Source organism: Bacteroides thetaiotaomicron VPI-5482 (genome assembly GCF_000011065.1).
GTDB classification, from domain to species: Bacteria; Bacteroidota; Bacteroidia; order Bacteroidales; family Bacteroidaceae; genus Bacteroides; species Bacteroides thetaiotaomicron.
Map to the genome: position 1 here is coordinate 6237736 of NC_004663.1, position 22626 is coordinate 6260361.

The 22626-nt window shown below is 44.0% G+C and carries 22 protein-coding genes and 6 pseudogenes; 25 read left to right on the forward strand and 3 right to left on the reverse strand.

Annotated features, from left to right (window positions below; genetic code table 11):
* The first annotated feature begins 20 nt into the window (after window positions 1–20).
* The 5 genes from BT_RS23950 to BT_RS23970 are packed head-to-tail and all read left to right on the forward strand — an operon-like array spanning window position 21 to window position 5490.
* Window positions 21–239 (forward strand): helix-turn-helix domain-containing protein, encoded by a 219-nt coding sequence (locus tag BT_RS23950; RefSeq protein WP_011109410.1) that lies wholly within the window; start codon window positions 21–23, stop codon window positions 237–239.
* Window positions 239–1447, forward strand: a complete 1209-nt coding sequence (locus tag BT_RS23955) for a DNA cytosine methyltransferase (RefSeq protein WP_011109411.1) — start codon at window positions 239–241, stop codon at window positions 1445–1447. The genes BT_RS23950 and BT_RS23955 overlap by 1 nt, the downstream gene beginning before the upstream one ends.
* A 2-nt stretch (window positions 1448–1449) precedes the next feature.
* Window positions 1450–4062, forward strand: coding sequence for an ATP-binding protein (locus BT_RS23960; RefSeq protein WP_011109412.1), 2613 nt, complete (start codon window positions 1450–1452; stop codon window positions 4060–4062).
* On the forward strand, window positions 4059–4754 hold the full coding sequence (locus tag BT_RS23965; RefSeq protein ID WP_011109413.1) for a hypothetical protein: 696 nt from the start codon (window positions 4059–4061) through the stop codon (window positions 4752–4754). Before BT_RS23960 ends, BT_RS23965 begins: the two co-directional genes overlap by 4 nt.
* Window positions 4755–4758: 4 nt before the next feature.
* A complete protein-coding gene (locus BT_RS23970) occupies window positions 4759–5490 on the forward strand; it encodes a hypothetical protein (RefSeq protein ID WP_011109414.1) in 732 nt (243 codons plus the stop codon).
* Between the two features lie 130 nt (window positions 5491–5620).
* Here BT_RS23970 and mobC read toward each other — a convergent pair.
* The 3 genes and pseudogenes from mobC to mobA form a co-directional block, all read right to left on the reverse strand.
* Window positions 5621–7648 (reverse strand): annotated as a pseudogene (gene mobC, locus BT_RS23975) (conjugal transfer protein MobC).
* Between the two features lie 43 nt (window positions 7649–7691).
* On the reverse strand, window positions 7692–8873 hold the full coding sequence (gene mobB / locus BT_RS23980) for a conjugal transfer protein MobB (protein ID WP_011109416.1): 1182 nt from the start codon (window positions 8871–8873) through the stop codon (window positions 7692–7694).
* A 148-nt stretch (window positions 8874–9021) separates the two neighbouring features.
* A pseudogene (gene mobA, locus BT_RS24795) lies at window positions 9022–9456 on the reverse strand (conjugal transfer protein MobA).
* A gap of 724 nt (window positions 9457–10180) precedes the next feature.
* Between mobA and BT_RS24865 the strand changes: the two are divergent.
* The 20 genes and pseudogenes from BT_RS24865 to BT_RS24090 all read left to right on the forward strand — a co-directional run.
* Window positions 10181–10273, forward strand: a complete 93-nt coding sequence (locus BT_RS24865; protein WP_146110359.1) for a ParA family protein — start codon at window positions 10181–10183, stop codon at window positions 10271–10273.
* Between the two features lie 63 nt (window positions 10274–10336).
* Window positions 10337–10477, forward strand: coding sequence for a conjugal transfer protein (locus BT_RS23995; RefSeq protein ID WP_011109418.1), 141 nt, complete (start codon window positions 10337–10339; stop codon window positions 10475–10477).
* Window positions 10478–10540: 63 nt separating this feature from the next.
* Window positions 10541–10951 (forward strand): ParA family protein, encoded by a 411-nt coding sequence (locus tag BT_RS24000; RefSeq protein ID WP_032844135.1) that lies wholly within the window; start codon window positions 10541–10543, stop codon window positions 10949–10951.
* Window positions 10952–10953: 2 nt separating this feature from the next.
* A complete protein-coding gene (locus tag BT_RS24005) occupies window positions 10954–11448 on the forward strand; it encodes a DUF3408 domain-containing protein (RefSeq protein WP_009040018.1) in 495 nt (164 codons plus the stop codon).
* A gap of 3 nt (window positions 11449–11451) precedes the next feature.
* Window positions 11452–12384, forward strand: a complete 933-nt coding sequence (locus BT_RS24010; RefSeq protein ID WP_009040017.1) for a hypothetical protein — start codon at window positions 11452–11454, stop codon at window positions 12382–12384.
* Window positions 12385–12712: 328 nt separating this feature from the next.
* Window positions 12713–13168 (forward strand): hypothetical protein, encoded by a 456-nt coding sequence (locus BT_RS24015; RefSeq protein ID WP_009040016.1) that lies wholly within the window; start codon window positions 12713–12715, stop codon window positions 13166–13168.
* A gap of 21 nt (window positions 13169–13189) precedes the next feature.
* A complete protein-coding gene (locus BT_RS24020) occupies window positions 13190–13618 on the forward strand; it encodes a hypothetical protein (protein ID WP_009040015.1) in 429 nt (142 codons plus the stop codon).
* Between the two features lie 272 nt (window positions 13619–13890).
* Entirely contained in the window at window positions 13891–14190 is a 300-nt protein-coding gene (locus BT_RS24025; RefSeq protein WP_009040014.1) for a DUF4134 domain-containing protein, read from the forward strand.
* Window positions 14191–14214: 24 nt separating this feature from the next.
* Window positions 14215–14535 carry a DUF4133 domain-containing protein gene (locus BT_RS24030; protein ID WP_009040013.1) on the forward strand — a complete coding sequence of 107 codons (321 nt, stop codon included), beginning with the start codon at window positions 14215–14217 and terminating at the stop codon, window positions 14533–14535.
* Between the two features lie 3 nt (window positions 14536–14538).
* Window positions 14539–17043 (forward strand): annotated as a pseudogene (locus tag BT_RS24040) (TraG family conjugative transposon ATPase).
* A 22-nt stretch (window positions 17044–17065) separates the two neighbouring features.
* On the forward strand, window positions 17066–17197 hold the full coding sequence (locus tag BT_RS24870; RefSeq protein WP_015532682.1) for a hypothetical protein: 132 nt from the start codon (window positions 17066–17068) through the stop codon (window positions 17195–17197).
* Window positions 17198–17473: a hypothetical protein gene (locus tag BT_RS24045; RefSeq protein ID WP_011109422.1), complete on the forward strand. Its 276-nt coding sequence runs from the start codon at window positions 17198–17200 to the stop codon at window positions 17471–17473.
* A gap of 31 nt (window positions 17474–17504) precedes the next feature.
* Window positions 17505–18107: pseudogene (locus BT_RS24055) on the forward strand (DUF4141 domain-containing protein).
* A gap of 28 nt (window positions 18108–18135) precedes the next feature.
* Window positions 18136–19149 (forward strand): conjugative transposon protein TraJ, encoded by a 1014-nt coding sequence (traJ, locus tag BT_RS24060; protein WP_009040012.1) that lies wholly within the window; start codon window positions 18136–18138, stop codon window positions 19147–19149.
* Between the two features lie 30 nt (window positions 19150–19179).
* A pseudogene (gene traK / locus BT_RS24065) lies at window positions 19180–19803 on the forward strand (conjugative transposon protein TraK).
* Window positions 19793–20083 (forward strand): hypothetical protein, encoded by a 291-nt coding sequence (locus BT_RS24070; protein WP_009040011.1) that lies wholly within the window; start codon window positions 19793–19795, stop codon window positions 20081–20083. The pseudogene traK and the gene BT_RS24070 overlap by 11 nt, the downstream one beginning before the upstream one ends.
* On the forward strand, window positions 20067–20912 hold the full coding sequence (locus BT_RS24075; RefSeq protein ID WP_011109426.1) for a conjugal transfer protein: 846 nt from the start codon (window positions 20067–20069) through the stop codon (window positions 20910–20912). Before BT_RS24070 ends, BT_RS24075 begins: the two co-directional genes overlap by 17 nt.
* A gap of 12 nt (window positions 20913–20924) precedes the next feature.
* Window positions 20925–21329, forward strand: a complete 405-nt coding sequence (traM, locus tag BT_RS24080) for a conjugative transposon protein TraM (protein ID WP_011109427.1) — start codon at window positions 20925–20927, stop codon at window positions 21327–21329.
* Window positions 21330–21333: 4 nt separating this feature from the next.
* Window positions 21334–22233, forward strand: a complete 900-nt coding sequence (gene traN / locus BT_RS24085) for a conjugative transposon protein TraN (protein ID WP_009040010.1) — start codon at window positions 21334–21336, stop codon at window positions 22231–22233.
* A gap of 18 nt (window positions 22234–22251) precedes the next feature.
* A pseudogene (locus BT_RS24090) lies at window positions 22252–22626 on the forward strand (conjugal transfer protein TraO); the annotation flags it as partial.

Sequence of the window (22626 nt, forward strand, 5' to 3'; positions counted from 1 at the left end):
AATGAATCAATAGCATAAATATGACTATATTAGGAAAATATTTGTCGGAAAAATCTATTAATAAAGCCGATGTGTCTCGTAAGACAGGCATTAGTAAGTCAAGATTGAGTGAGTTAAGTAGAAAAGAAACTGCAAAATTAAAGGCAGATGAAGTTTACTTAATAGCACTTGCTATCGACGTTCCTCCAGAAGAAATCTTGCAAAAAGTTTGTGGTCATCTTAAATTAATTAAGCTATAATGAAAAAGCCTACCTATATCGATATATTTGCTGGATGTGGAGGTCTTTCTTTAGGACTCCATAATGCTGGATGGCAAGGATTGTTTGCTGTTGAAAAAAATGCAGATGCCTTTAAAACGCTTGAATATAATCTTATAGAGAAAGTTAATCATTTTCTATGGCCTGATTGGCTTCCTAAAACCTCTCATGATATTAATGTCGTCTTGAAAGATTATAAAGAGCAGTTGTTAGGTTTGCAACGAAAAGTTGATCTTGTTGTAGGTGGTCCTCCGTGCCAAGGGTTTTCTATGGCTGGAAGAAGAAAGGAAAATGATCAACGTAATAATTTGGTGAAATCTTATATCAAATTCATCAAAACAATACAGCCAAAAATAATTTTTTTTGAAAATGTAAAAGGGTTCACCTTGGAATTTAGAAAAAATAAGGACAAGGGTAAAGAGTATTCATCTTATGTCGAACGCGCTTTAAATAGAGCAGGATACTACGTAAAAGGAGAACTTGTTAATTTTGGAGAGTATGGCATTCCTCAGAAAAGGACACGTTTTATATTAGTTGGAGTAAGAAAGGATGTGCCAAATGTGTCTAAAGATACGGCTTCGCAATTCTTTAGTCTAATAAAGAACAATCGGCATTCTTTTTTGTCTAAAAAGAATTTGACCATTGAAACTACTTTAGGAGATGCTATTTCTGATTTATTAAGAGAAAATGGAGAGGTAGATTCACCTGATACAAAGTCATTTAAGGCAGGAATGTATTCCTCAATAAAAAGTTCCTATCAGCAATTAATGAGGATTGGGGTAAATCAATGTATTCCTGACAGTCATCGCTTTCCAAAACATCGCCCCGAAATCTCAAGTAAATTTCAAATTATTTTAGATACCTGCAAAAAAAATAAAGATATAGACTCTTACACAAGAGAACGTTTTAATATAAAAAAACATACGATAATACCATTAGATGAGCAAAAAAAGAGTCCAACTATTACAACGCTTCCAGATGATTATATTCATTATTCAGAACCTAGAATTTTGACGGTAAGAGAATATGCAAGAATACAATCTTTCCCTGACTGGTATATTTTTCAAGGGAAATACACAACAGGAGGTAAAAGGCGAACGCAGGAAGTTCCACGTTATACACAAATAGGCAATGCTATTCCACCATTGTTTGGAGAACAAGTAGGAATTATCCTAAAAAAAATGATATAGAAATGGATTTACATTTTAAAACAAACATACAGCTCAAGAGTATTATTGGTAAAGATCTTATCAATGATGACAATATTGCCATTCTTGAGTTGGTGAAAAATTCTTTTGATGCAGATGCAAAGCGGGTAGATATTTCATTCTCAAATTTGAAAGAAAATGATGATAAGTCAATTGATTCGTATTCAGAAAAAACTTCACGCTTAATTATTAAAGATGATGGTTTAGGTATGAATCTAGATGATATCAAGAATAAGTGGCTAAATATTGCATACTCAGAAAAAAAACAAAATACTCGTCAACATAATCGGATGATGGCAGGTGCTAAGGGTGTTGGGCGTTTCTCTTGCGACAGACTAGGTGAGTTTTTAAATCTATATGCTAGAAAAAATGGCGAAAAATCCTACATACTTCTGAAAATAGATTGGAAGATGTTTGAAGTTGAAGATGAAAATAAAGAAATACAAAGTGTCATCCTCGATTATAAAGAATTAACAGAAGAAGATTTAGTTAAAAGAAAAGTTGAGCCATTCAAACAAGGAGTAATCTTAGAGATAATAAAATTGCGGAGCAATTGGGTCTATGAGATTAGAAATGACAAAGGTATTATTATAGATTGGAATACAGACAAGCTTGTAAACCTAAAAAAATACCTTGAAAAATTAATTAATCCCAATCAGGCATTTGAGGAAAATGATTTTGGCATTTATTTGAATGCACAAGAATTTATAGTTGAAAATAATAATAAGGAAGATTCTCAAAAATTTATAGGAAAAATAGATAATACCATTTTTGAGAAACTTGATTTTAAGACAACAAGTATCGAAAGTGAAATAATTGAAGATGGACAAATTATTCTAACAACATTAAAAGATAAAGGGAAGACAATTTTTTGGATAAAAGAAAAAAATGAATTTTATCCGGAGATTAAACATGCAAAGTGTTACCTATATTATCTAAATCCATACTCTAAGGCTTTCTTTACAAAACAAACGGGGGTAAGACCTGTAGAATATGGCTCAATATACTTGTTTTTGAATGGTTTCCGCATTCCCCCATATGGCGAGGAGAGTGACGATTGGCTAAATTTAGAACAGAGGCGAGCGCAAGGTTATGCTAGATTTCTTAGTTCAAGAGATATTGTTGGACGGATAGAAGTTCTAGATTCAGAAAATTCATTCCAAATAATATCAAGTCGAGAGGGATTAGTTAGAAATGAAAGTTTTTCAAAATTAACAAATCGCGAAGGCTATTTTTATAAATCTTTCAAGAGGTTAGAAAAATATGTTGTTGATGGTTTAAATTGGGATAGCATTCCAGAAGAAGATAAAGATAAAATAAGGGATATTGAGAAAAAAATAATTTCGGGTCAGTTAAAAGAAAGTGAATTAACCTTTCGTGAAGATGAAGTTATAAAAAGAAGGCGTATTTATTCCAGTATTCATTCTATTATTGGAGCAAAAGCTAGCGATGTTATTGAGCTTTATATTAATGAAGATTTAATACTTGATAAAATCGAAGAAGAGAAGGCTAACGCAGAACGAGAATTTGAACAACTTATTACTGATTTTGAAAAAAAGAAAATAGATGCTGATACCCTAAATCGGATTTTGCAAAAAAAAGCCATTGAAAATAAAGACTTAGAAAAACAAATAGCCGATTTCTCGAAATATTCTACAAATGAAGCTACTGCTAAAGCCATTGCGGAACTCCAATACTACAAAAATACAATAGAAAAGCAAACACGAATAATTGAAGAATTAAAACTTCAATTGGAGCGAGAAAAAGAAATTAATGAGAAACATCAGCAAGAACTAGAAAAACTTCAAGCGGAAAAACTTCAAGCGGAAAAAACAGCAGAAGAAGAAACGAAAAAACGTGTTGATGCCGAAAAGGAAAAAGAAGAGATTGAAAAGAAAAAAGAGAAAGAGATTCAATTAGAAAAATTGAAAGTCGAATTTTATAAAAAGCAATCAACTCCGGAAACAGATGCTTTAATACATCATGTGAAAAATAATAATCAAAAAATAAAAGAAACAATTTCACTTATCATTAATAATCTTACAAAAGAACAACTTGGAAGTTCTTTAAAGGAATCAATTATAGAATCTTTATATGAGATTTTACACTTTGCAGATAAGTCACTAAAAGCAACAGATTTGATTCTTGAAAGTGACTTAGACAAAGCTGATGCACAAAAAATTAATCTCCCAGATTTTATATCTGGTTATTCCAAGAATAACAAATATAAGATTAAGGTACATTCAATTAATAATGTCCGCTTATTTTATATAATTGGAAGCAAGCTTGATTTGGCTCTGATGATAGATAATTTTGTAGATAATTCAGCAAAATGGGGGGCGAAAAATATATGGTTTAAGACTAAGTTAGATGGTAACTTTTTAATTCTAAACATATATGATGATGGAGAAGGGTTATCTTCTAAGTATAAAACGAACCCTAATGATATATTCAAATTTAGAGAAACAGCAAAAGAAAATGGTACTGGATTTGGATTATATCTCGTTTCAGAGTCTCTTTCAAAAATGAATGCCAAAATAGCGATTGATAAGCCTGAAATAGGCAATGGTATGAATTTTAAGATTATTTTCAAATGATTCAAAAACACTTAATATTAGTAGATGAGCAATCTCAGAGTGCCGTCTTACAAAACATAAAAGCTACTCTAAAAAATGATGGCATTGAATTAGTTTTTAAAGAATTTAATCCTATTAATTATCAAAGAAGAGAGAATGGAGAAATTCTATTTGATGCTGAATCTTTTAAAACTGATTTATTAGGTTTGCCTTACTTTAGACAGCTTGATTCTATTGTTTGTGATTACAATTTAATAGCAGGCGTTATAGATGGGTTTCAGATAATAAAAATTATAAAATCGATGAACCCTAATTACAAAAAACAAGTAATTCTATATTCCGCACAAATAGAGAATGTTATTGAAGATATTATAAAAACAGATGACTTCGAAAAACAAAAAGAAAATCTAAAGTCGCTGATTGATTGTAATATAGATTTTCGGAAACGGGACAATGATTATGAACAAGAGCTTGTTAAACATGTAAAGAAAGAAAAAGAATTTAATTTTGAAGATGAGCTAATTAAATGGTTTTTTCTTCGAAGAGATGATACATTTAACTATTTATTTCCAAAATATGCGGGTAAAAGATTTGAGGAAATAGCCACTTGGCTTCAATCAAAAACACCTGATAGTATAGAGTTTAAAAAAGACTTAGTTGAACAGGTTATCTCTTATTTGTCATCAATTAATGGCTTAGAAGAAACAAATTAATTTTATGACGAAAATTTTTGGCATATATCCTACTGATAGACAAGAATCTATTACATTCTTGAATAGAATAAACACTTATCTTTGCAGAAAGCTTGACAATCAATGGCATTGCTATAAGATAAAATATTCTAATGCGGATCATGAGTCTTGTATAAAAAAGGCCATAGACAGTAATGCAAAGTTTATTTTGTTCATGGGACATGGGCGAAGTGATTGTTTATTTGGTTCTTGCAATAAAAAATCTCAAGATTTTATAGCAGAAGATGCTGTGATTGAGAATCCCGAATTTTACAGAAATGAACATTTTATTCATTCAGATAATATTTCAAAGTTTAAAGGTAAAATTTTTTTTAGTCTTTCTTGTCTCTCCAATAGGAACGACACTAAAAGTCTTGCTCGAAGTGCGATAAATAATGGTGTTATAAGCTTTGTTGGATTTGGTGATATTCCAACTGATTATATTGTAGGAAAAAATATTCCATTAAAGGCTATTGCTATTTACAAAGGTATTATATCTAAAGTGATAAAAATTAGTATTAGCATATCCATTCAAAACAATTACACAGTTGAGGAAATGGTCTCTTTAATAAAAGTTCTTACAACTAAAGAAATACAAAAGATAATTCTTTCTCCATATAAGAATAGACACAAGGAAATCATAGTCAAAAATCTTTTTCTTTTTAAACAAGAAATTATGATATTTGGAAATAGATATGAAAGGCTACTATATGAATAGTATGTTGAATGATATATACGCAGGAATTTAGTTTGAAGAACGGTTTTTGCGGCAATCTACGGAAGTGGAGCCTGCACAGCTTCCGGGATTGCCGCAAAAACCGTGGGAAACATACTGTTATGACAAACGGCTATGCTTGTGCCCGTGCACCTTCATCACCACCTAACAGGTGTTTGAGTTCCGGATCATTCTCTATGCGGATTAACTCGTTCTCTACAAGTTCCACAATATCCTGCTTGATTTGCTGGTAGTTGGCCTGTATCTGCTGCTCCATTGTATCGTTACCGTTCTCGTCCAGAAAACTGCTGATTTCAGGAATGGGTTGATAGGAGGTTGTTTCCTTCTGTACCGCATCATTATCCACTACTATTTGCGCATGGAAAACTTTCTGGTCTATCGTTTCTCCGAAATTATCCGTTACAGCACCCACAAACATACCCTGTGAGAGTGTACTGATTTTGCTGGCAGGTATCAGGCTGTCCAGTTGCGTGCTGATGGAAGTGGATGTATCGTTACGGTTGATGCTCATAGACTCCCGTTTTTGCAGGATTTTTCCAAATCGCTCTGATAGTGTTTTTGCCGTCTCACCTACTACCTGACCACTGAAGACATTACCCACAGTTGACATGATAACGGCGGCCTCCTTGTCACCATAGTCACGTTTCAGTTGACTAAAGTCTTGGAAACCCAATACGACTGCCACTTTGTTGCTTCGTGCTGTTGCTATAAGGTTATCCAACCCTTTAAAGAAGATGGTTGGTAACTCGTCAATAATCACACAACTTTTCAGTTGTTTCTTCTTGTTTATCAGCTTTACAATACGGGAGTTATAAAGTCCTAACGCCGCACCATAAATGGAAATTCTATCGGGATTGTTACCTACACAAAGAACTTTAGGTTCTTTCGGATTATTAATATCCAGTGTAAAATCACTGCCGGACATTACCCAATAGAGTTGCGGACTTATCAGTCTGGATAACGGGATTTTAGCACTTGCAATCTGGCCCTGGAGCTGTTCGCTCGCTCCGCCTTTCCATGCGTCAATGAACGGACTAAGATAGTTTTCCAAATCAGGATAACTTGTCAGGATAGTAAAGACGTCTTCATATCTTTTATTAAGCAATTCTATGGCATGAGGGAACGTACAATACTTGCCGCCTTCATAGATTTTCAAAAACCATATTATCGCCGTAAACAGGACAATCGGGGATTCCACGAAGAAGTCCCCCTGCTTCTGCACCCACGACTTATTGAGGTTAAGCATTATGGTGTACGACGACTCGTAAGCGTCTGAAATATCCGTCATCAGTTCCGGTGCCAGCGGGTTACAGCGATGGCTCTTGCGTGGGTTATCGAAATTTATCACGTAGAACTTAGGCGGTATCTTATAGCGGTGTCTGTACTTAATCAAGTGGTTATAAGCGATAACGGACAAGTCATCAAATTTAAAGTCGTATATGTAAAGTGCATAGGACTTCTCGATTGCCTGCTTTATGTAATTATTGACCACGGCATACGATTTCCCGCTACCCGGTGTACCTAAAATCATGCTGGCCCGAAAAGGATTCACCACGTTTATCCAGCCTTTCCATTCCTTTTTCCTGTACCAGAATCTAGTCGGCAGGTTAATGGAATACTCGTTTTCCATAAGGCGGGTTTCCTGCATGAATGATTCATTTTCGGTATTGAAAACGTCCTCCAGCAAATTGTTCTTCAACAGACGGCTTATCCACAATCCCGATGCCAACAGACAGAAAAAGCCACCGACCAATGTTGTGGTATAAAGTACCGCACATACACCGGATGATGCGTCAATGGACAGTAGCCACCAGTTCAGGAAAAAGAGTATTGCACCCGCTATGGCCGCAATGATAATCTGCCTTCATGTGATTTCATGCTTCTTCACTCCCTTGTTGCCCATGCAGGACAGACTGAGGAAGAGGACACAAAACAGTTTGGTGTAAAGCAAAGATGAAAATAGTCCGGTAGTACGTTGGAAATTGGACAGTATCTTATCCACTATATCGAGCGTTCAGCCCATTTCGTGGAGCCAGCCGTAACAAAACCAATAGATGTGTATCGCCAAAAATAAAAAACTGATGGCCCGCATAAAGTCCGTGACTTTGGCAAGACCTCTTAAATCATCTTCATTCTGCATAATTGTAACTATTAAAATTAGACTTCTTCTATACATTATTATATTATAACCTGCGCCTGCGCTTCTTCTTTTTCTTGTGCCCGAAGCGGAAGGCCGGATCGATGTACTCGTGCGTATGGTCATCTTCCATGAGTACGGAGAAAATGTCAATGGCACCGAGTGCGGACGTATCAATCAGACTGCCGGACGGTTCACTCTGATAGTTGCCTCGATTTTCCTGCTGCCGGTATTCCTCCCTTTCCTGTCTTTCTTCCGCATCCGTTTCCCGTGCCTGCCGGGGCGTATCCTGCTCCGGTGGCGGTATCAGCTTTGTACGGTCCGCATCCGGATTATTGAACAGTTCGTTGAATACATTGGCTGAAAAGGCCTTGCCCAAACGCGAGCCGTTGAACACTGTCCGGTTGGTATGGTCTATGAAAGTGATACCGTACAGGCGTCCTTCGGGATTGATACGGTAAACCACCTCTATATCCGCATCTTTCAGCCTGCGGGCAAACGCTTCTTTCGTACTTATGTCCTGCATGGCTTTGACTATTTCCTGCCGTGCCCTTTCGGCAAGGCTGTTCCTTTTCACCTTTTCGGCGGTGGCGGCAAACTTCTTTTGCAGGGCTTCATAACCGAATACCTTTCCGAACTTGCTGGACTTGAAAGGCGTGCCTGCCTGCTGTCCGTCATCATCCAAAGCTCCGTACATGATGCCGTAGTATTCCTTCCCGTCCACGCTTCCCCTGACTTCATAAACGGTTACGTTATACAAGTTCAGAAGGGTGTTGTATTCGGCAAGCGAATGGCAGTTGTAACATTCCAGCAAAGTACGGGCAGTATGCTTCACCTGCGCTTTCACGTCACCTTTCGGATAATCCACTTTTTGCAAGGATAGTAATTCCCTTTCACTGTGTTCTCCGAGTGTGGAATGAAGGCCGTACTTCACTTCCATATCCCGACAGATATTCTGTGCCCGGATGGCTTCCCGGTTGTGGTCTATTTTTTCTCCCTTCTCGTTGATACGTACCGAAATGATGTGCATGTGTTTACGGTCTATGTCTTCGTGTAGCCATACGATATAGGGCTGGTTCCCGTAACCGAACTTTTCCATGAACTCCTGCGCCAATACGGTCATTTGTTCTTTTGAAAGAATGTCTTTTGGGGAAGGATTCAATGAGATGTGGATAACCGGTTTCCTGACGTGCGAGTTGAGTGCGATATAAGGCTCGAAAGCCTGCACGCAGTTTTCAATCGGCACATTGCCGGAAGTGTCCGCCGCTATTTTCGGGTGTCACAATACCTTTGCCGTACCGTCGTCCACCTTTATCTTATTATAGGCAATCACTCCATAGAATGAACTGCCGGATGTGATATTCGGCACCATGACGTTATTCCTTTTTAGTGAGATACTCCTTCTCGTACCGCTTTGTCAGTTCGATAACCTGCCTGCATACTTCTTCCAGTTTACGGGTTTCTTCGGCAAGTTTGTAGAGAAATGCAAGCGATTTCTTCTCTCCGTAAATGGTATGGATAGTCTTTACACATTGGTTATAGTTATTCCCGATACGGCGGAACTGCTGATAGAAAGCGGTGAGCTGGGCATAATATTCCTGCGCTTCCTTGTCAATCTTCACCACCTTGAATTCTCAGCCGAAGATACGGGCGAAGATAAATTCGGCCTTGTTCTTCATACCCGATTGTTCAAACATCGTGAGGAATTTTTCATTTTCCTCACTGTTCAACCGCACTGAGTGGCGATGCACCCGTGGGTCTGCGAGCACCTTGTGCCCCTTTTCATTGCTTACAAGCATCCTTTTCTTCATGACATGAATATTTTAGAAGGTTCGACTTGGGAGAACCGCCACCCCCGAAAGACCTTTCGGGCGAGACTTTGAGGGCCTGAACTTCAAGTGAGGGCCTCAAAGTACACCTTGCTATATGCTGACGCATATTAAAATCCGGCTGTGCCGGATTAAAGGTCTAAAGGATTTGTTTAACGTTCTCTTTTCGAGAACGGGCTGCGCTCTCCCGGCGACAAAGGTAGATAGTTTTTTCGGTATGGGTATTATCAGGCGTTACGCCAACAGCTGCCAATAAATGACTTTGAAACCACGGTTATGTCACGGATGCTCTTTTTGAGGTTTATTTGCAGCCGGATAGCTATTCAGTTACTTATTTGGATAGATAAAAAGGTAGTTATCAGGATAACTATCCGAATAGCTTTCTGACTAAACAGGCATTTAATTAAGCAAGTTTTCAGATAAGCATTCATAAGGCTATCTATTTACTTGCACAACTATATACAAAGATGTATAGACAGGCAAGTGTATATTCGGATAAATGGAGAGGTAAATATACTATTAGCTAAATACTTAGATAGACAGCCAGATAGCTATGTAGCTACATAGCTGAATAGATAAATAGCTATATAATTGCATAGCTATGTAAGTATAAAGCTAAACGGATAGTGAAATGACTGAACGGATAAGTGGATAGATGTCTATCTGCTGAATTATAAATAAAATTATTCACTTAAATTAGGCAACGATGGAAAAAAGAAAGGAAACGGTATTCATTTCGTTCGCTTCCCAGAAAGGGGGCGTAGGTAAATCGACGTTTACGATTTATGCGGCATCATGACTGCATTATGTAAAAGGTCTCAGCGTAGCGGTAGTGGATTGCGACTATCCGCAACATTCTATTATGAAACAGAAAAAGCGGGATATGGAAGTGGTGAAGACCACACCCGTTTATCAGAACCTCTTGGTGGAGCAGACCGGGCGGTTGAAGAAAAAGGCTTATCCGGTCATTGGAAGTACCCCGCCGGATTGTATGACTGACTGAAGGAGATTTGAAGGGAAATCGGACATACATTATGACATGGTACTGTTCGACCTGCCCGGAACTATGGGTAGCGACGGGGTTATCGCTGCAATTAGTGCGCTCGATTATCTGTTCGTGCCGATAAAGGCAGACCGTCTTGTGCTGGAAAGCACGCTGAACTTTGCCACCACCATTAATGACCGGCTGATAAAGACCGGCGTGTCCGCACTGAAAGGTCTTCATCTATTCTGGAACATGGTTGACCGCAGGGAACGCACGACATTGTATGATGTGTATCAGCAAGGTTTTTCCCTGTTAGGGCTGGATTGTCTCAAAACACGTATTCCCGTGCGCAGTAACTTTACCAAGGACTTGTCCGCTATGGGCGGCCCCGTTTACCGGAGTACGCTGTTCTCTCCCGATGCGGCATTCACCAAAGAGTGCGGCTTCGATACGTTTATGGATGAAATCATATCTGTACTTAAAACCGAATAGTCATGGCAAAGAAAACAAGCGGACAAAATCCGGTGGATGAAGCGTACCTGCGCAGCCTGATGGCAGGGGTTCCTTCGGAGCCTCCTTTATCATCTGTACCTTCAACCGGCGGAGGTAATGGCGAAAATAGAGAAACCGCTTTATCCGATGAGAAAGGAAAAGCGGATGGCACTGCAAATGAAACAGTCAGGGATGTTTCCGATGCAGGTGGTGCCGACCGTTCGGAAGTGGTTACGGAAAAAACGTCACCGAAAACGATTCGCACGGCTCTGGCTGACTTTATACGCAGATTCCTCACCCCTTATAAATGTGAAGGCAGACAGGGGGTATATATAGACAAGGAACTGCACCAGAAAATATCAGTCATCGTGGGCATTGCCGGAAAACGGCAGTTGACGGTAGGAAACTACATAGACAATGTATTGAAGGAGCATTTCGAGAAACATGCGGATGAGGTGAAGACCTATTTACAAAAGAGTTATAACAAAATATTTTAGGGTATGAATATACAATCAGGTTACTATGAAGCCGGAATCGCTCTGTTCTGGCTATTGTTCGCCTATCTGTTCATGGATAAGTTCCTGTTCAAGGGACAGCTTGGCGAAATATGTTTCGGAAAGGCACGCCGCCGCATGGCAAAAGCTCTGCGGGGCGTTGCCGGATGGTTCGATCCGGTGAAAGAGGAACAGAAAAAAGGGCGCAGGCGCTCGAAAGGGAAAGCGGAAAAGAAAGACGTTCTGGTAGCGCCGGAGTCTGAAAAGAGGAATGTCACGACCGCAAAAACGGAAGTGAAGGACAAAGAAAAGGCTGAAGTCAAGGAAAAGGCAGAGGGCAGGAACATGGAAAAACCTCCCCAAAAACGCTCTGAAACGGACAGTCTTGTCGTTACAAAAAGCTACGGGATACGTCAACGGCCGCCAATAAACGTCACCGGTTCCGGAACTATTGCAGGTAAAGAAAATGCCTCTACTTTTGCTGGCAGAAACGAAGATACAGCGCCACAAAAGGTAGCACAAGTGCCGCCGGAGCGCATTCCGGAACTGTTCCGGGACAAGCGCGTGGAAGAGTGGAGGGCTTCTTCGGATGAGAGTTCCGGCAAGCCGGATGGCGATAGCGGACAGGGAGGAAACGGTGACGAAGTGGATACGGATGAGTTGAACGAGGAACTGGATGATTTGAACTGTATCCGCGAAGAGTATTCGGGCGAGGCAACCGGCATAGGGCCGGAAGAGATTGACCTGATTATCGACCTCTGCAACGGCAAGGATATTCCGACAGACAAACGATTGTCCCTTTTAAGGGCGATCCACCATATCAAAGATACGCAGATTGAACGCTCGATACTGGAAAGTATCAATGGCAGCGACAGCCGTATCAGCAAATTTCTGGATGAAGCCGAGCAAATGGGCGGGGCTGCTCCGGACAGAGATTAACCAATTAAAAAAGGAGGTAACAATGACAAGAGGTTATTTTGATACGGGTTGACAGCCCGTATCACCTTAAAGAGAGAAATTCGCTATGGTATTAATGACTGAATAAACCAACAAAACCATGTATATGACTTATTTCGATTCGGGTTGATAAATGGATGTTCCCGCCTGGTAAGGGAACACTCCAATCAAGAAGAGACAATACCTTTGGTAACTTACTTATAAAACAGAATGGCTATGACAAAAGGCTATTACGATTCGGGATGACAGACCGCCTGCGGCATTCACCCGGTAAGGCAACAAGAACTATTCACCATTAAATTTTATCCGTATGAATATAGGACTGGTAGATGTGGACGGACATAACTTCCCCAATTTTGCGCTGATGCGCCTTTCAGCTTATTACAAGGCAAAAGGGCATCGGGTGGAATGGGCAGAACCGACGGGACGGTATGATAAGGTGCTGGCAAGCAAAGTGTTCACTTTTAGTTCTGACTATGATTACAATCTGCTGGATGCGAAGGAAATCATAAAGGGCGGAACGGGATATGATATTGCCGGCAGGCTTCCCGAAGCTGTGGAAAACAGCCGGATGATGGATTATTCCATTTACCCCCAATATCCTTTTTCCCTTCAGTTCTTTTCAAGGGGCTGCATCCGTAAATGCCCCTTCTGTCTCGTCCGTGAGAAGGAAGGATACATTCAGGCCGTGGAGCCGGTGGAGCTGAACCCGAAAGGGAAATGGATTGAGGTGCTGGATAACAATTTCTTTGCCAATCCGCAGTGAAGATCGGCGGTAGATTATTTGATGAAGGCCCGGCAACCCGTTAAACTGCACGGTGTGGATGTGAGGATTATGAATGAGGAACAGGCCTGGCATCTAAACCGGATGAAGATGAAGCAGAACATCCATATTGCGTGGGATTTGCCCCGGCTGGATCTGACCGACCGCCTGAAAGAGATGGTCAGGCATGTGAAACCTTACAAGATAACCTGCTACGTGCTGATAGGATTCAATTCGACCGTTGAGCAGGATTTGTTCAGGTTGAACGTACTGAGGGAACTGGGGATTACTCCCTTTGTTATCCCTTTCCGGGATTATGCAAACAAGCGGACGCCTACGCAATACGAGCGTGACCTTGCCCGATGGGCGAACCGGATGTGGCTATTCAAGTCTACCTCCTTTGAAGACTATACACCCCGCAAGGGTTTCAAGTGCGGAGAATATCTGAAATAACCTGATAAAGACAAGACACAATAGAGACAATGAGAACAAACGGTTATTACGATTCGGGATGATTCACATCCTGCTTTCAAGAGAGAATTAACAAGAATGTTTCACCACCAAATCAAGTGACAATGCAAATAGCATATTATGACTCCGGCTGATTTCCGGCCGGAACTTACCCCCTGAATCAGTAAACCATAAACGGCCACGGCTGCCTTATGGGGATAGTGAAAGGGGGCAGTCCGTGGCTTTTTTAATCACCTAAAAAATCACGGAAATAAATGAAAAAGAAAAGATTGATTATGATGCTTGCCGCTGTTGCGGCGGCAAGTGCGGCAATGGCCCAGGGAAACGGGCAGGCAGGTATTACGGAGGCCACCCAGATGGTGACAAGTTATTTCGATCCGGGAACAAAATTGATTTATGCAATCGGTGCCGTAATCGGTCTCGTTGGCGGCGTCAAAGTCTACCAGAAGTTCAGTTCGGGCGACCCCGACACGAGTAAAACTGCCAGTTCGTGGTTCGGAGCCTGTATCTTTCTGATAGTCGCCGCCACCATTCTGAGGTCGTTCTTCCTCTAAGATTCATACTGAAGACAGTAACTTATGGCTGATTTTGAGATAAATAAAGGTGTGGGCCGTGAGGTTGAATTTAAGGGGCTTCGGGCACAATACCTGTTTATTTTCGCTGCCGGCCTGCTTGCCGTGTTCGTGATGTTCGTCATCATGTATATGGCAGGCATCGGACAGTGGATCTGCATCGATTTCGGGGTATCGTCGGCTACGGTGTTGGTATGGCTGACCTTCACGCTGAACCGTAAATACGGAAGTCACGGGCTGATGAAGCTGTTCGCGGCCCGGAGGCATCCCCGGAGAATCCTCTCACGAAAACGTATCACACGTCTGATTAACAAACAACAATCGTAAATTATGAGAAGTATATTAAAAGCATCCACATTGGAAAGCAAGTTCCCCATCATGGCGGTGGAACACGACTGCATTGTCAGCAAGGACGCCGACATCACGGTCGCTTTCCGGGTCACACTGCCGGAAGTGTTTTCGGTATCCTCCGCAGAGTATGAGGCGATGCACGCCACATGAGCGAAGGCAATCAAGGTGTTGCCGAACTATTCAATCCTGCACAAACAGGATATTTTCATCACCGAGAAATACGAGCCGGACAGCCGGAAGGATGACCTCAGCTTCCTCTCCCGCAGTTTTGAACGCCATTTCAACGAGCGTCCCTACCTGCACCACACCTGTTACCTGTTCCTCACCAAGACCACCAGGGAACGCTCCCGGCAGCAAAGCAACTGGAACACGCTCTGCCGTGGTTTTCTGGTGCCGAAGGAAATCAGGGACAAGGAAACGGTGGAACGCTTCATGGAAGCGGTGGGACAGTTTGAAAGTATCGTTAATGACAGCGGCCTTGTCAGGCTGGAACGGCTCACCACGGAAGAGATTACGGGAACGGAAAACGAACCGGGCATTATCGAGAGATACCTCACGCTCTCGGCTGACGGAACTACCATGTTGCAGGATATGCAACTGAACCCTGACGAGATGCGTATCGGTGACAAGCGGCTTTGCCTGCATACGCTCTCCGACCTCGACGACCTGCCGGGAAAGGTAAGGACGGACGGTCGGTACGAACGCCTCTCGACAGATCGCTCGGACTGCCGTCTTAGCTATGCCGCCCCTGTGGGCGTGATGCTGTCCTGCGACCATATCTACAACCAGTGGATATTTATAGACGACAGTAACGAAAACCTTTCCCGTTTCGAGAAGATGGCGAAGAACATGCAGTCGCTTTCCCGGTACAGCCGCAGCAACCAGATCAACAAGGAGTGGCTGGACGAATATCTGAATGAGGCGCACAGCAACGGACTGCAATCCGTGCGCTGCCATTGCAACATCGTCGCATGGGCGGAAAACGGGGACGAACTCCGCAGGGTGAAGAATGACGTGGGAAGCGCACTGGCATTGATGGAATGTACTCCGCACCATAACACGACCGACCTTCCGGCTCTCTATTGGGCAGGCATACCGGGAAATGAAGCGGACTTTCCGGCCGAAGAGACGTTCTACACGTTTACCGGGCAGGCGCTCTGTTTCTTCACGGCTGAAACCTGTTACCGGAACTCGCTCTCTCCCTTCGGCATCCGCATGGTGGACAGGCTGACGGGAAAGCCCGTCTTCCTCGACATATCGGATTTACCCATGAAAAAAGGGGTGGTGACCAACAGAAACAAGTTCATACTCGGCCCCAGCGGCAGCGGGAAGAGTTTCTTTACCAACCATCTTGTGAGACAGTACTGGGAACAAGGGACGCATATCCTGCTGGTGGACACCGGAAATTCATATAAGGGACTCTGTGACCTGATACATCAGAAGACCGGAGGGGATGACGGGATTTATTTTACATACAAAGAAAATGATCCGATTTCTTTCAATCCGTTTTTCACGGAGGATTACCAGTATGACATCGAAAAGCGGGACAGCATCAAGACACTGATACTCACCCTTTGGAAAAGGGAGGACGAACCGCCCCGACGTTCGGAAGAGGTGGCGCTCTCGAATGCAGTCAGCCTGTATATCGAAAAGATAAAGAAGAACCGGAAGATAAAGCCGAACTTCAACTCGTTCTATGACTTTGTAAGGAAGGACTACCGCAAAGTGCTGGCGGACAAGAACGTGCGGGAGAAGGACTTTGATGTGGACGGTTTTCTGAACGTGCTGGAACCTTATTATAAGAACGGTGAATACGGGTATCTGCTGAACTCGGACAAGGAACTGGATTTACTGAACAAACGGTTTATTGTATTTGAGTTGGATGTTGTGAAGGATAATCCAATCCTCTTTCCGGTTGTCACCATCATTATCATGGAGACGTTTATAAATAAAATGAGACGTTTGCAAGGTATCCGCAAGATGATACTGATTGAGGAAGCTTGGAAGGCAATCGCCAAGGAAGGTATGGCAAACTACATCCGTTATCTTTTTAAAACAGTCAGAAAGTTTTACGGAGAGGCGGTTGTAGTGACGCAGGAAGTGGATGATATTATCTCTTCCCCCGTTGTGAAAGAGACGATTATCAACAACAGTGACTGCAAAATACTGCTCGACCAGCGGAAGTATCAAAACAAGTTCGACCAAATACAGAACCTGCTCGGCCTGACGGACAAGGAACGCAGCCAGATACTTTCCATCAATCTTGCCAATGCAGCGAACCGCCTTTATAAAGAGGTCTGGATAGGGCTTGGCGGTACGCAAAGTGCGGTATATGCAACAGAAGTTTCGGCTGAAGAGTACCTTTGCTACACCACCGAAGAGACTGAGAAACTGGAACTTACCCGCCTTACGGAAAAGCTGGGCGGAAACATCGAACTGGCTATCAAACAACTTGCCGAAAGCAAACGGCAGGAAAACAAGTAACCATATTAATCTATAGAAGACAATGAGTAAGAAAGATTTATTAAGCCAATGCAGGGAAGCACTCGGAGATGCGACCCTGACCAATCTGGATTTGCTGAACCTGATCGGGGAAATGAAGAAGGAACTGGAAAATGACCGCATCTGCGGTCACTGAATGAACAAGGAAGGCGGCTCCACGCTGACAATCCGTAAATCCAACCATGTGACGGACGGATTCAAGGGATACAAGGCCACGCTGTTCGCCGGAGAAATGAGTTATACCGAAATCAATATCCCGCTCCGGAAAGGTGACGACCTTTTCCTGCACGGGAACAAGGATGCCGGATGTATCGGGTATTTCAGCGGAAGCGAGGTGTTGCTGTTCGGCTGTTACGGGCCGTTTGCCCGTGATGACGACAGTCGGTATTTACTTACTAAAGAAAGGAGATAGACGCATGAAAAAGAGAATGATAATTTTATTCATGGTACTGCTGTCCCTTTCGGTGACAGTCAAGGCACAATGGGCAGTGATAGACCCTACGAACCTTGCTCAAGGCATTGTAAACTCGGCCAATGAAATTGTACAGACTTCCACAACGGCACAGAACATGTGAAGTAACTTTCAGGAGACTGTAAAGATTTACCAGCAGGGAAAGGCCTACTACGACGCTTTGAAATCCGTACACGACCTCGTAAAAGGGGCACGCAAGGTACAACAGACTATCCTGCTCGTAGGTGACATCAGCGATATTTACGTGACCAATTTCAATACGATGATGGGCGACCCGAACTTCACCGTGGAAGAACTCTCGGCCATTGCTTTCGGGTATAACCGGTTGCTTGAAGAAAGCAGCAACCTGCTGCTGGACTTGAAGGAAGTGACTACGGCTACCGGACTCTCGATGACCGACAAGGAACGACTGGACATCATCAACCGGATATACGGCGAAGTGCTGGAATACAAGAACCTGACATGGTACTATACCCGAAAGAACATCGGCATATCGTACCTGCGCAGCAAGAAGAAGGGGGATTCCCAGCGGGTGCTTGCCCTGTACGGGACACACGACCAGCGTTACTGGTAATCATTCATCCTAAAAAAACAGATAAACTATGATATTACTATCAATAGATTGGACGAACCTGCATGAGTTGCTGCGTTCGCTTTACGATGAAATGATGCCGCTGTGCGAGGATATGGCCAGTGTGGCAAAGGGAGTGGCCGGTATCGGTGCCCTGTTCTATGTGGCCTACCGAGTGTGGCAGTCCCTTTCAAGGGCGGAAGAGATTGACGTGTTCCCGCTTTTCAGGCCGTTCGTGCTGGGACTTTGCATCATGTTCTTCCCCACTATGGTATTGGGGACAATCAACGGGATTCTTTCCCCCGTATGCAGTGCCACTTCCTCACTGGTGGAACAGCAGACTTTCGACATGAAGAAGTATCAGGAAGAGAAGGACGAACTGGAACGGGAAGCGATGCTGCGTGACCCGGCAAAGGCTTTCCTTGTGAGTGATGAGGAATTTGACAAGAAAATAGACGAGCTTGGCTGGTCGCTGGGGGACATGGACACGATGATAAACATGTACGGGCAGAAGGCGGTGTATGACATGGGGGAAAAGGTGAGGCAATGGTTCCGGGAACTGCTGGAACTCTTCTTTCAGGCAGCCTCGCTGCTGATAGACACGCTGAGGACTTTCTTCCTGATTGTCCTGTCCATACTGGGGCCTATCTCTTTTGCGCTGGCCGTCTATGACGGATTCCAGAGTACGCTCACCACATGGTTGTCACGCTATATCTGTATTTACTTATGGCTGCCCGTGGGCGACCTGTTCGGCGCTATCCTTTCACGCATACAGGTTCTGATGTTGCAGCAGGATATCAAACAGATGCAGGACCCGACGTTCATACCGGACGCATCCAACAGTGTGTATTGTATATTCATGATTATAGGTATCATCGGTTATTTCTGCGTTCCCACGGTGTCCTCATGGATTATTCAGGCAGGCGGTGCGGGAGCTTACGGGCAGAAGGTGGGCGGTGCCGGGAAAATGGCCGGAAACGGTGCGGCGGCAGTCGGTGGGGCAGTCGGTGGATCGGTAGCCGGACGCATCAAGAAAATGTTCTAAACGTATCACTTAAAAAAACAGAAAGAAGACATGGAGTTCAAATCATTAAAAAACATCGAGACATCGTTCCGGCAGCTACGGCTGTTCGGAATGGTATTCCTGGGAGTATGCGTACTGGTAACGGTCTTTGCCACCTGAAAGGCATACGAGTTTGCCGAGGCGCAACGGCAGAAAATCTATGTACTGGACAGCGGAAAATCGCTGATGCTGGCACTTTCGCAGGATGTGCAGCAGAACCGCCCCGTGGAAGCGAGGGAACATATCAGACGTTTCCACGAACTGTTTTTCACCCTGTCACCGGACAAGAGCGCCATTGAAAGCAACATCCAGCGTGCCCTTTACCTTTCGGATGAAAGTGCCATCGGTTACTACCGGAACTTGCAGGAGAAAGGCTACTTCAACCGGATGATCGCGGGAAACATCTCGCAGACGCTGACGGTGGACAGCATACAGGGGAACTTCAACAGTTATCCCTACGAGATGAAGACCTATAGCCGGCAGCACATCATCCGTTCGAGCAGCGTTACCGAAAGGTCGCTTGTCACCACCTGCCGTCTGAGGAATGTAACCCGGAGCGACAACAATCCGCAGGGCTTTCTGATAGAGAGTTTTACCATCATCGAAAACAGGGACATCGGACAGTATGAAAGATAACGGTATAAAAAAGGTCTTCCACTCGTTCAGAACGGAGAAAGACCGATATATAATAAAACTCCGCAGGCGGTGGCAACGGCTGAGCTACCGGCAGCAAAGGATTATCATCCTTTACCTGCTCGGACTCTTCGCCGCCATCGACCTTGCCTACATCGTGGGCGGTTTCTGCGGGACAGACAAATTTCCGATTGAGGTACAGCATCTCCAAAGGATTGCGCTTCCCCAAACGGACAGTATTCAACCATTAAAAAACAATGTATCCAATGACACAATCCGATAAGAAAGAAGAAAAGAATAAAGAAACGCAGAAAGCGGAACCTGTATCCGAAAAGGGGAAGAAGTTAAACCGCAAGGTTGCCGACAAGCTGAAATTCTATGGCGTGGTGACATTCCTCTCCCTGCTTTGCGCCGGGTTCATCTGGTTTCTCTTCAAACCGGACACACCCGAAACGGTGGAAGGGACGGCAGGAATCAATACGACGATACCCGACGCTATCGCACCGGAGACGATGGCCGACAAACAGAAGGCTTACGAACTGGAAGAAATGAAGAAACGCAGGCAGGAGAAGGTAAGAACCTTGCAGGATGTGGCCGGGGGCTATCTGACACCGGACACAACGGACGGGCTGAAACCGGAAGAAGATGTACCGAAAGCGGATGCTATCCGGGAGTCCAGAGAAAAACAGCGGCAGATTTCAAGACAGATCACCTCGTTCTATAAGGAACCGAAGGAGAGTCCGAGGGTGGACGAACTGGAACGGCAGGTAAAGGAGCTTAACGAAAAGCTGGAACGTGAACGGAAAGGACAAGACCCGCTGGAACTGATGGAAAAGTCGTATGAGATGGCGGCACGCTATTTCCCCGGACAAACGGGCGGACAGGTGAAGAACATACAGCCTGCCGGGGGCACCGGTACCGGCAATCCTGCCGCCATAGCTGCCGGACGTGCCACGGAGAATGTGGTTTCGTCACTGGCCGTACCTCCGGTACCCGACACGATACCCCGCAATTACGGTTTTGCCACTGCTCTGGGCGGCGGACAGCTCGCCGGAGCCAATACGATACCTCCATGCGTGGACGAAGACAAAAAAGTGACCACCGGGGCATGACTGAAGTTCCGGTTGCTGGAACCGCTGCAAGTGGGTGGTGTGCTTGTACCTGCCAATACTCCGCTATATGGTACGGTGCGTATCGAAGGGCAACGGATGGCAGTCACAGTAAACTCCATAGAGAGCGGCGGGAACATCCTGCCGGTGGAACTAACGGCTTACGATATAGACGGGCAGGCCGGACTTTTCGTTCCGAATACCGCAGAACGTACCGCCATGAAGGAAGCCGCCGCCAATATCGGGGGCAGTTTCGGAACAAGCATCTCGTTCGCACGCAGTGCCTCGCAACAACTCGTCATGGACGTGACAAGGGGCGTGCTTGGCGGCGGATCACAATATCTGGCCACAAAGATGCGTGAGGTGAAAGTGTCCGTGAAAGCGAATTATCAACTTTTATTAATATCCAAAAAACAGTAATCAGATGAAGACAAGAATTATTTTATCATTAGTCATACTTTTAACCGTATTGTCGGTAAAGGCGCAGGAACCGGTGGAAACAAAGATTTTCCCCACCAACCAGATTATCTCACCGCATAAGATTGAGGTGACTTTTCAGAAAACCGTACATATCCTTTTCCCTTCCGAAGTGAAATATGTGGATTTGGGCTCGTTCGACATCATAGCGGACAAGGCCACGGGAGCGGAAAATGTAGTACGCATCAAGGCGGCGGTGAAAGGTTTTGAAGGGGAAACGAATTTCTCCGTTATCACTGCCGACGGTTGTTTCTATTCTTTTAATGTGGTTTATAAGGACGAACCAGCGCAACTTTCCATTGAGATGGAAGACTGGCTACGGGACAATCCCGAAGGCGGGATTGCGGGCGACCGCATGTTCGTGAAGCTGAAAGAACTCGGCGGGGAGACACCGCTGGTGGTGAACCGTATCATGTACACGCTGTATAAGAAGAACAAAAGGGACATCAGGCATATCGGTTGCAAGAAGTACGGCATACAGACACTGCTCAAAGGGCTTTATATCAATAATGACCTGCTGTACCTGCATACTTCCCTGCGCAACAGTTCGGATATATCGTTCGACATTGACTATATCCGTTTCAAAGTGGTGGACAAGAAAGTAGCCAAGCGCACGGCCATGCAGGAGAACTTCATAGAACCTGTAAGGACATACAACCGCCTGATAACGGTGGACGGGAAAGCCACGGTGCGGGGTATATTCGTGCTGCCCAAGCTCACCCTGCCGGATGACAAACTGCTCGTGGTGGAGGTTTACGAAAAGGGCGGTGCCCGTCACCAGTCGTTCCGCATAGAGAACACAGACCTTGTGGCGGCAAAACCAATCAGTGAACTGCATCTGAAATAATAACCTATATATAATATAATGTATATGCAAAGAATACTATTCATACTGACAGTTGCCATGTTGTCGCTCTTTGCGGGCGAAGCATACGCGCAGCGTGACCTGCCGGGACAGACGGGTGTACAATTTACACCAGGGGGAGTCAATCATTTCCTTTCATGGAAGAGTGGTGGCGAACGCCACTACTTCACCTCGCTGGCCTTTACACATACCAACCGTAACCGTACCTGCTGGCTGTATGGTCTGGATTATCAGATAAAGGAGTACACCTACGAAAATAAGGCAATACCCAAAGCGCAGTTCACGGGGGAACTCGGCTATTTTATTCCCGTATTGTCGGACAAGGGCCGGAACGTCTGTTTCCGTATCGGACTTTCCGTTTTGGGCGGCTTCGAG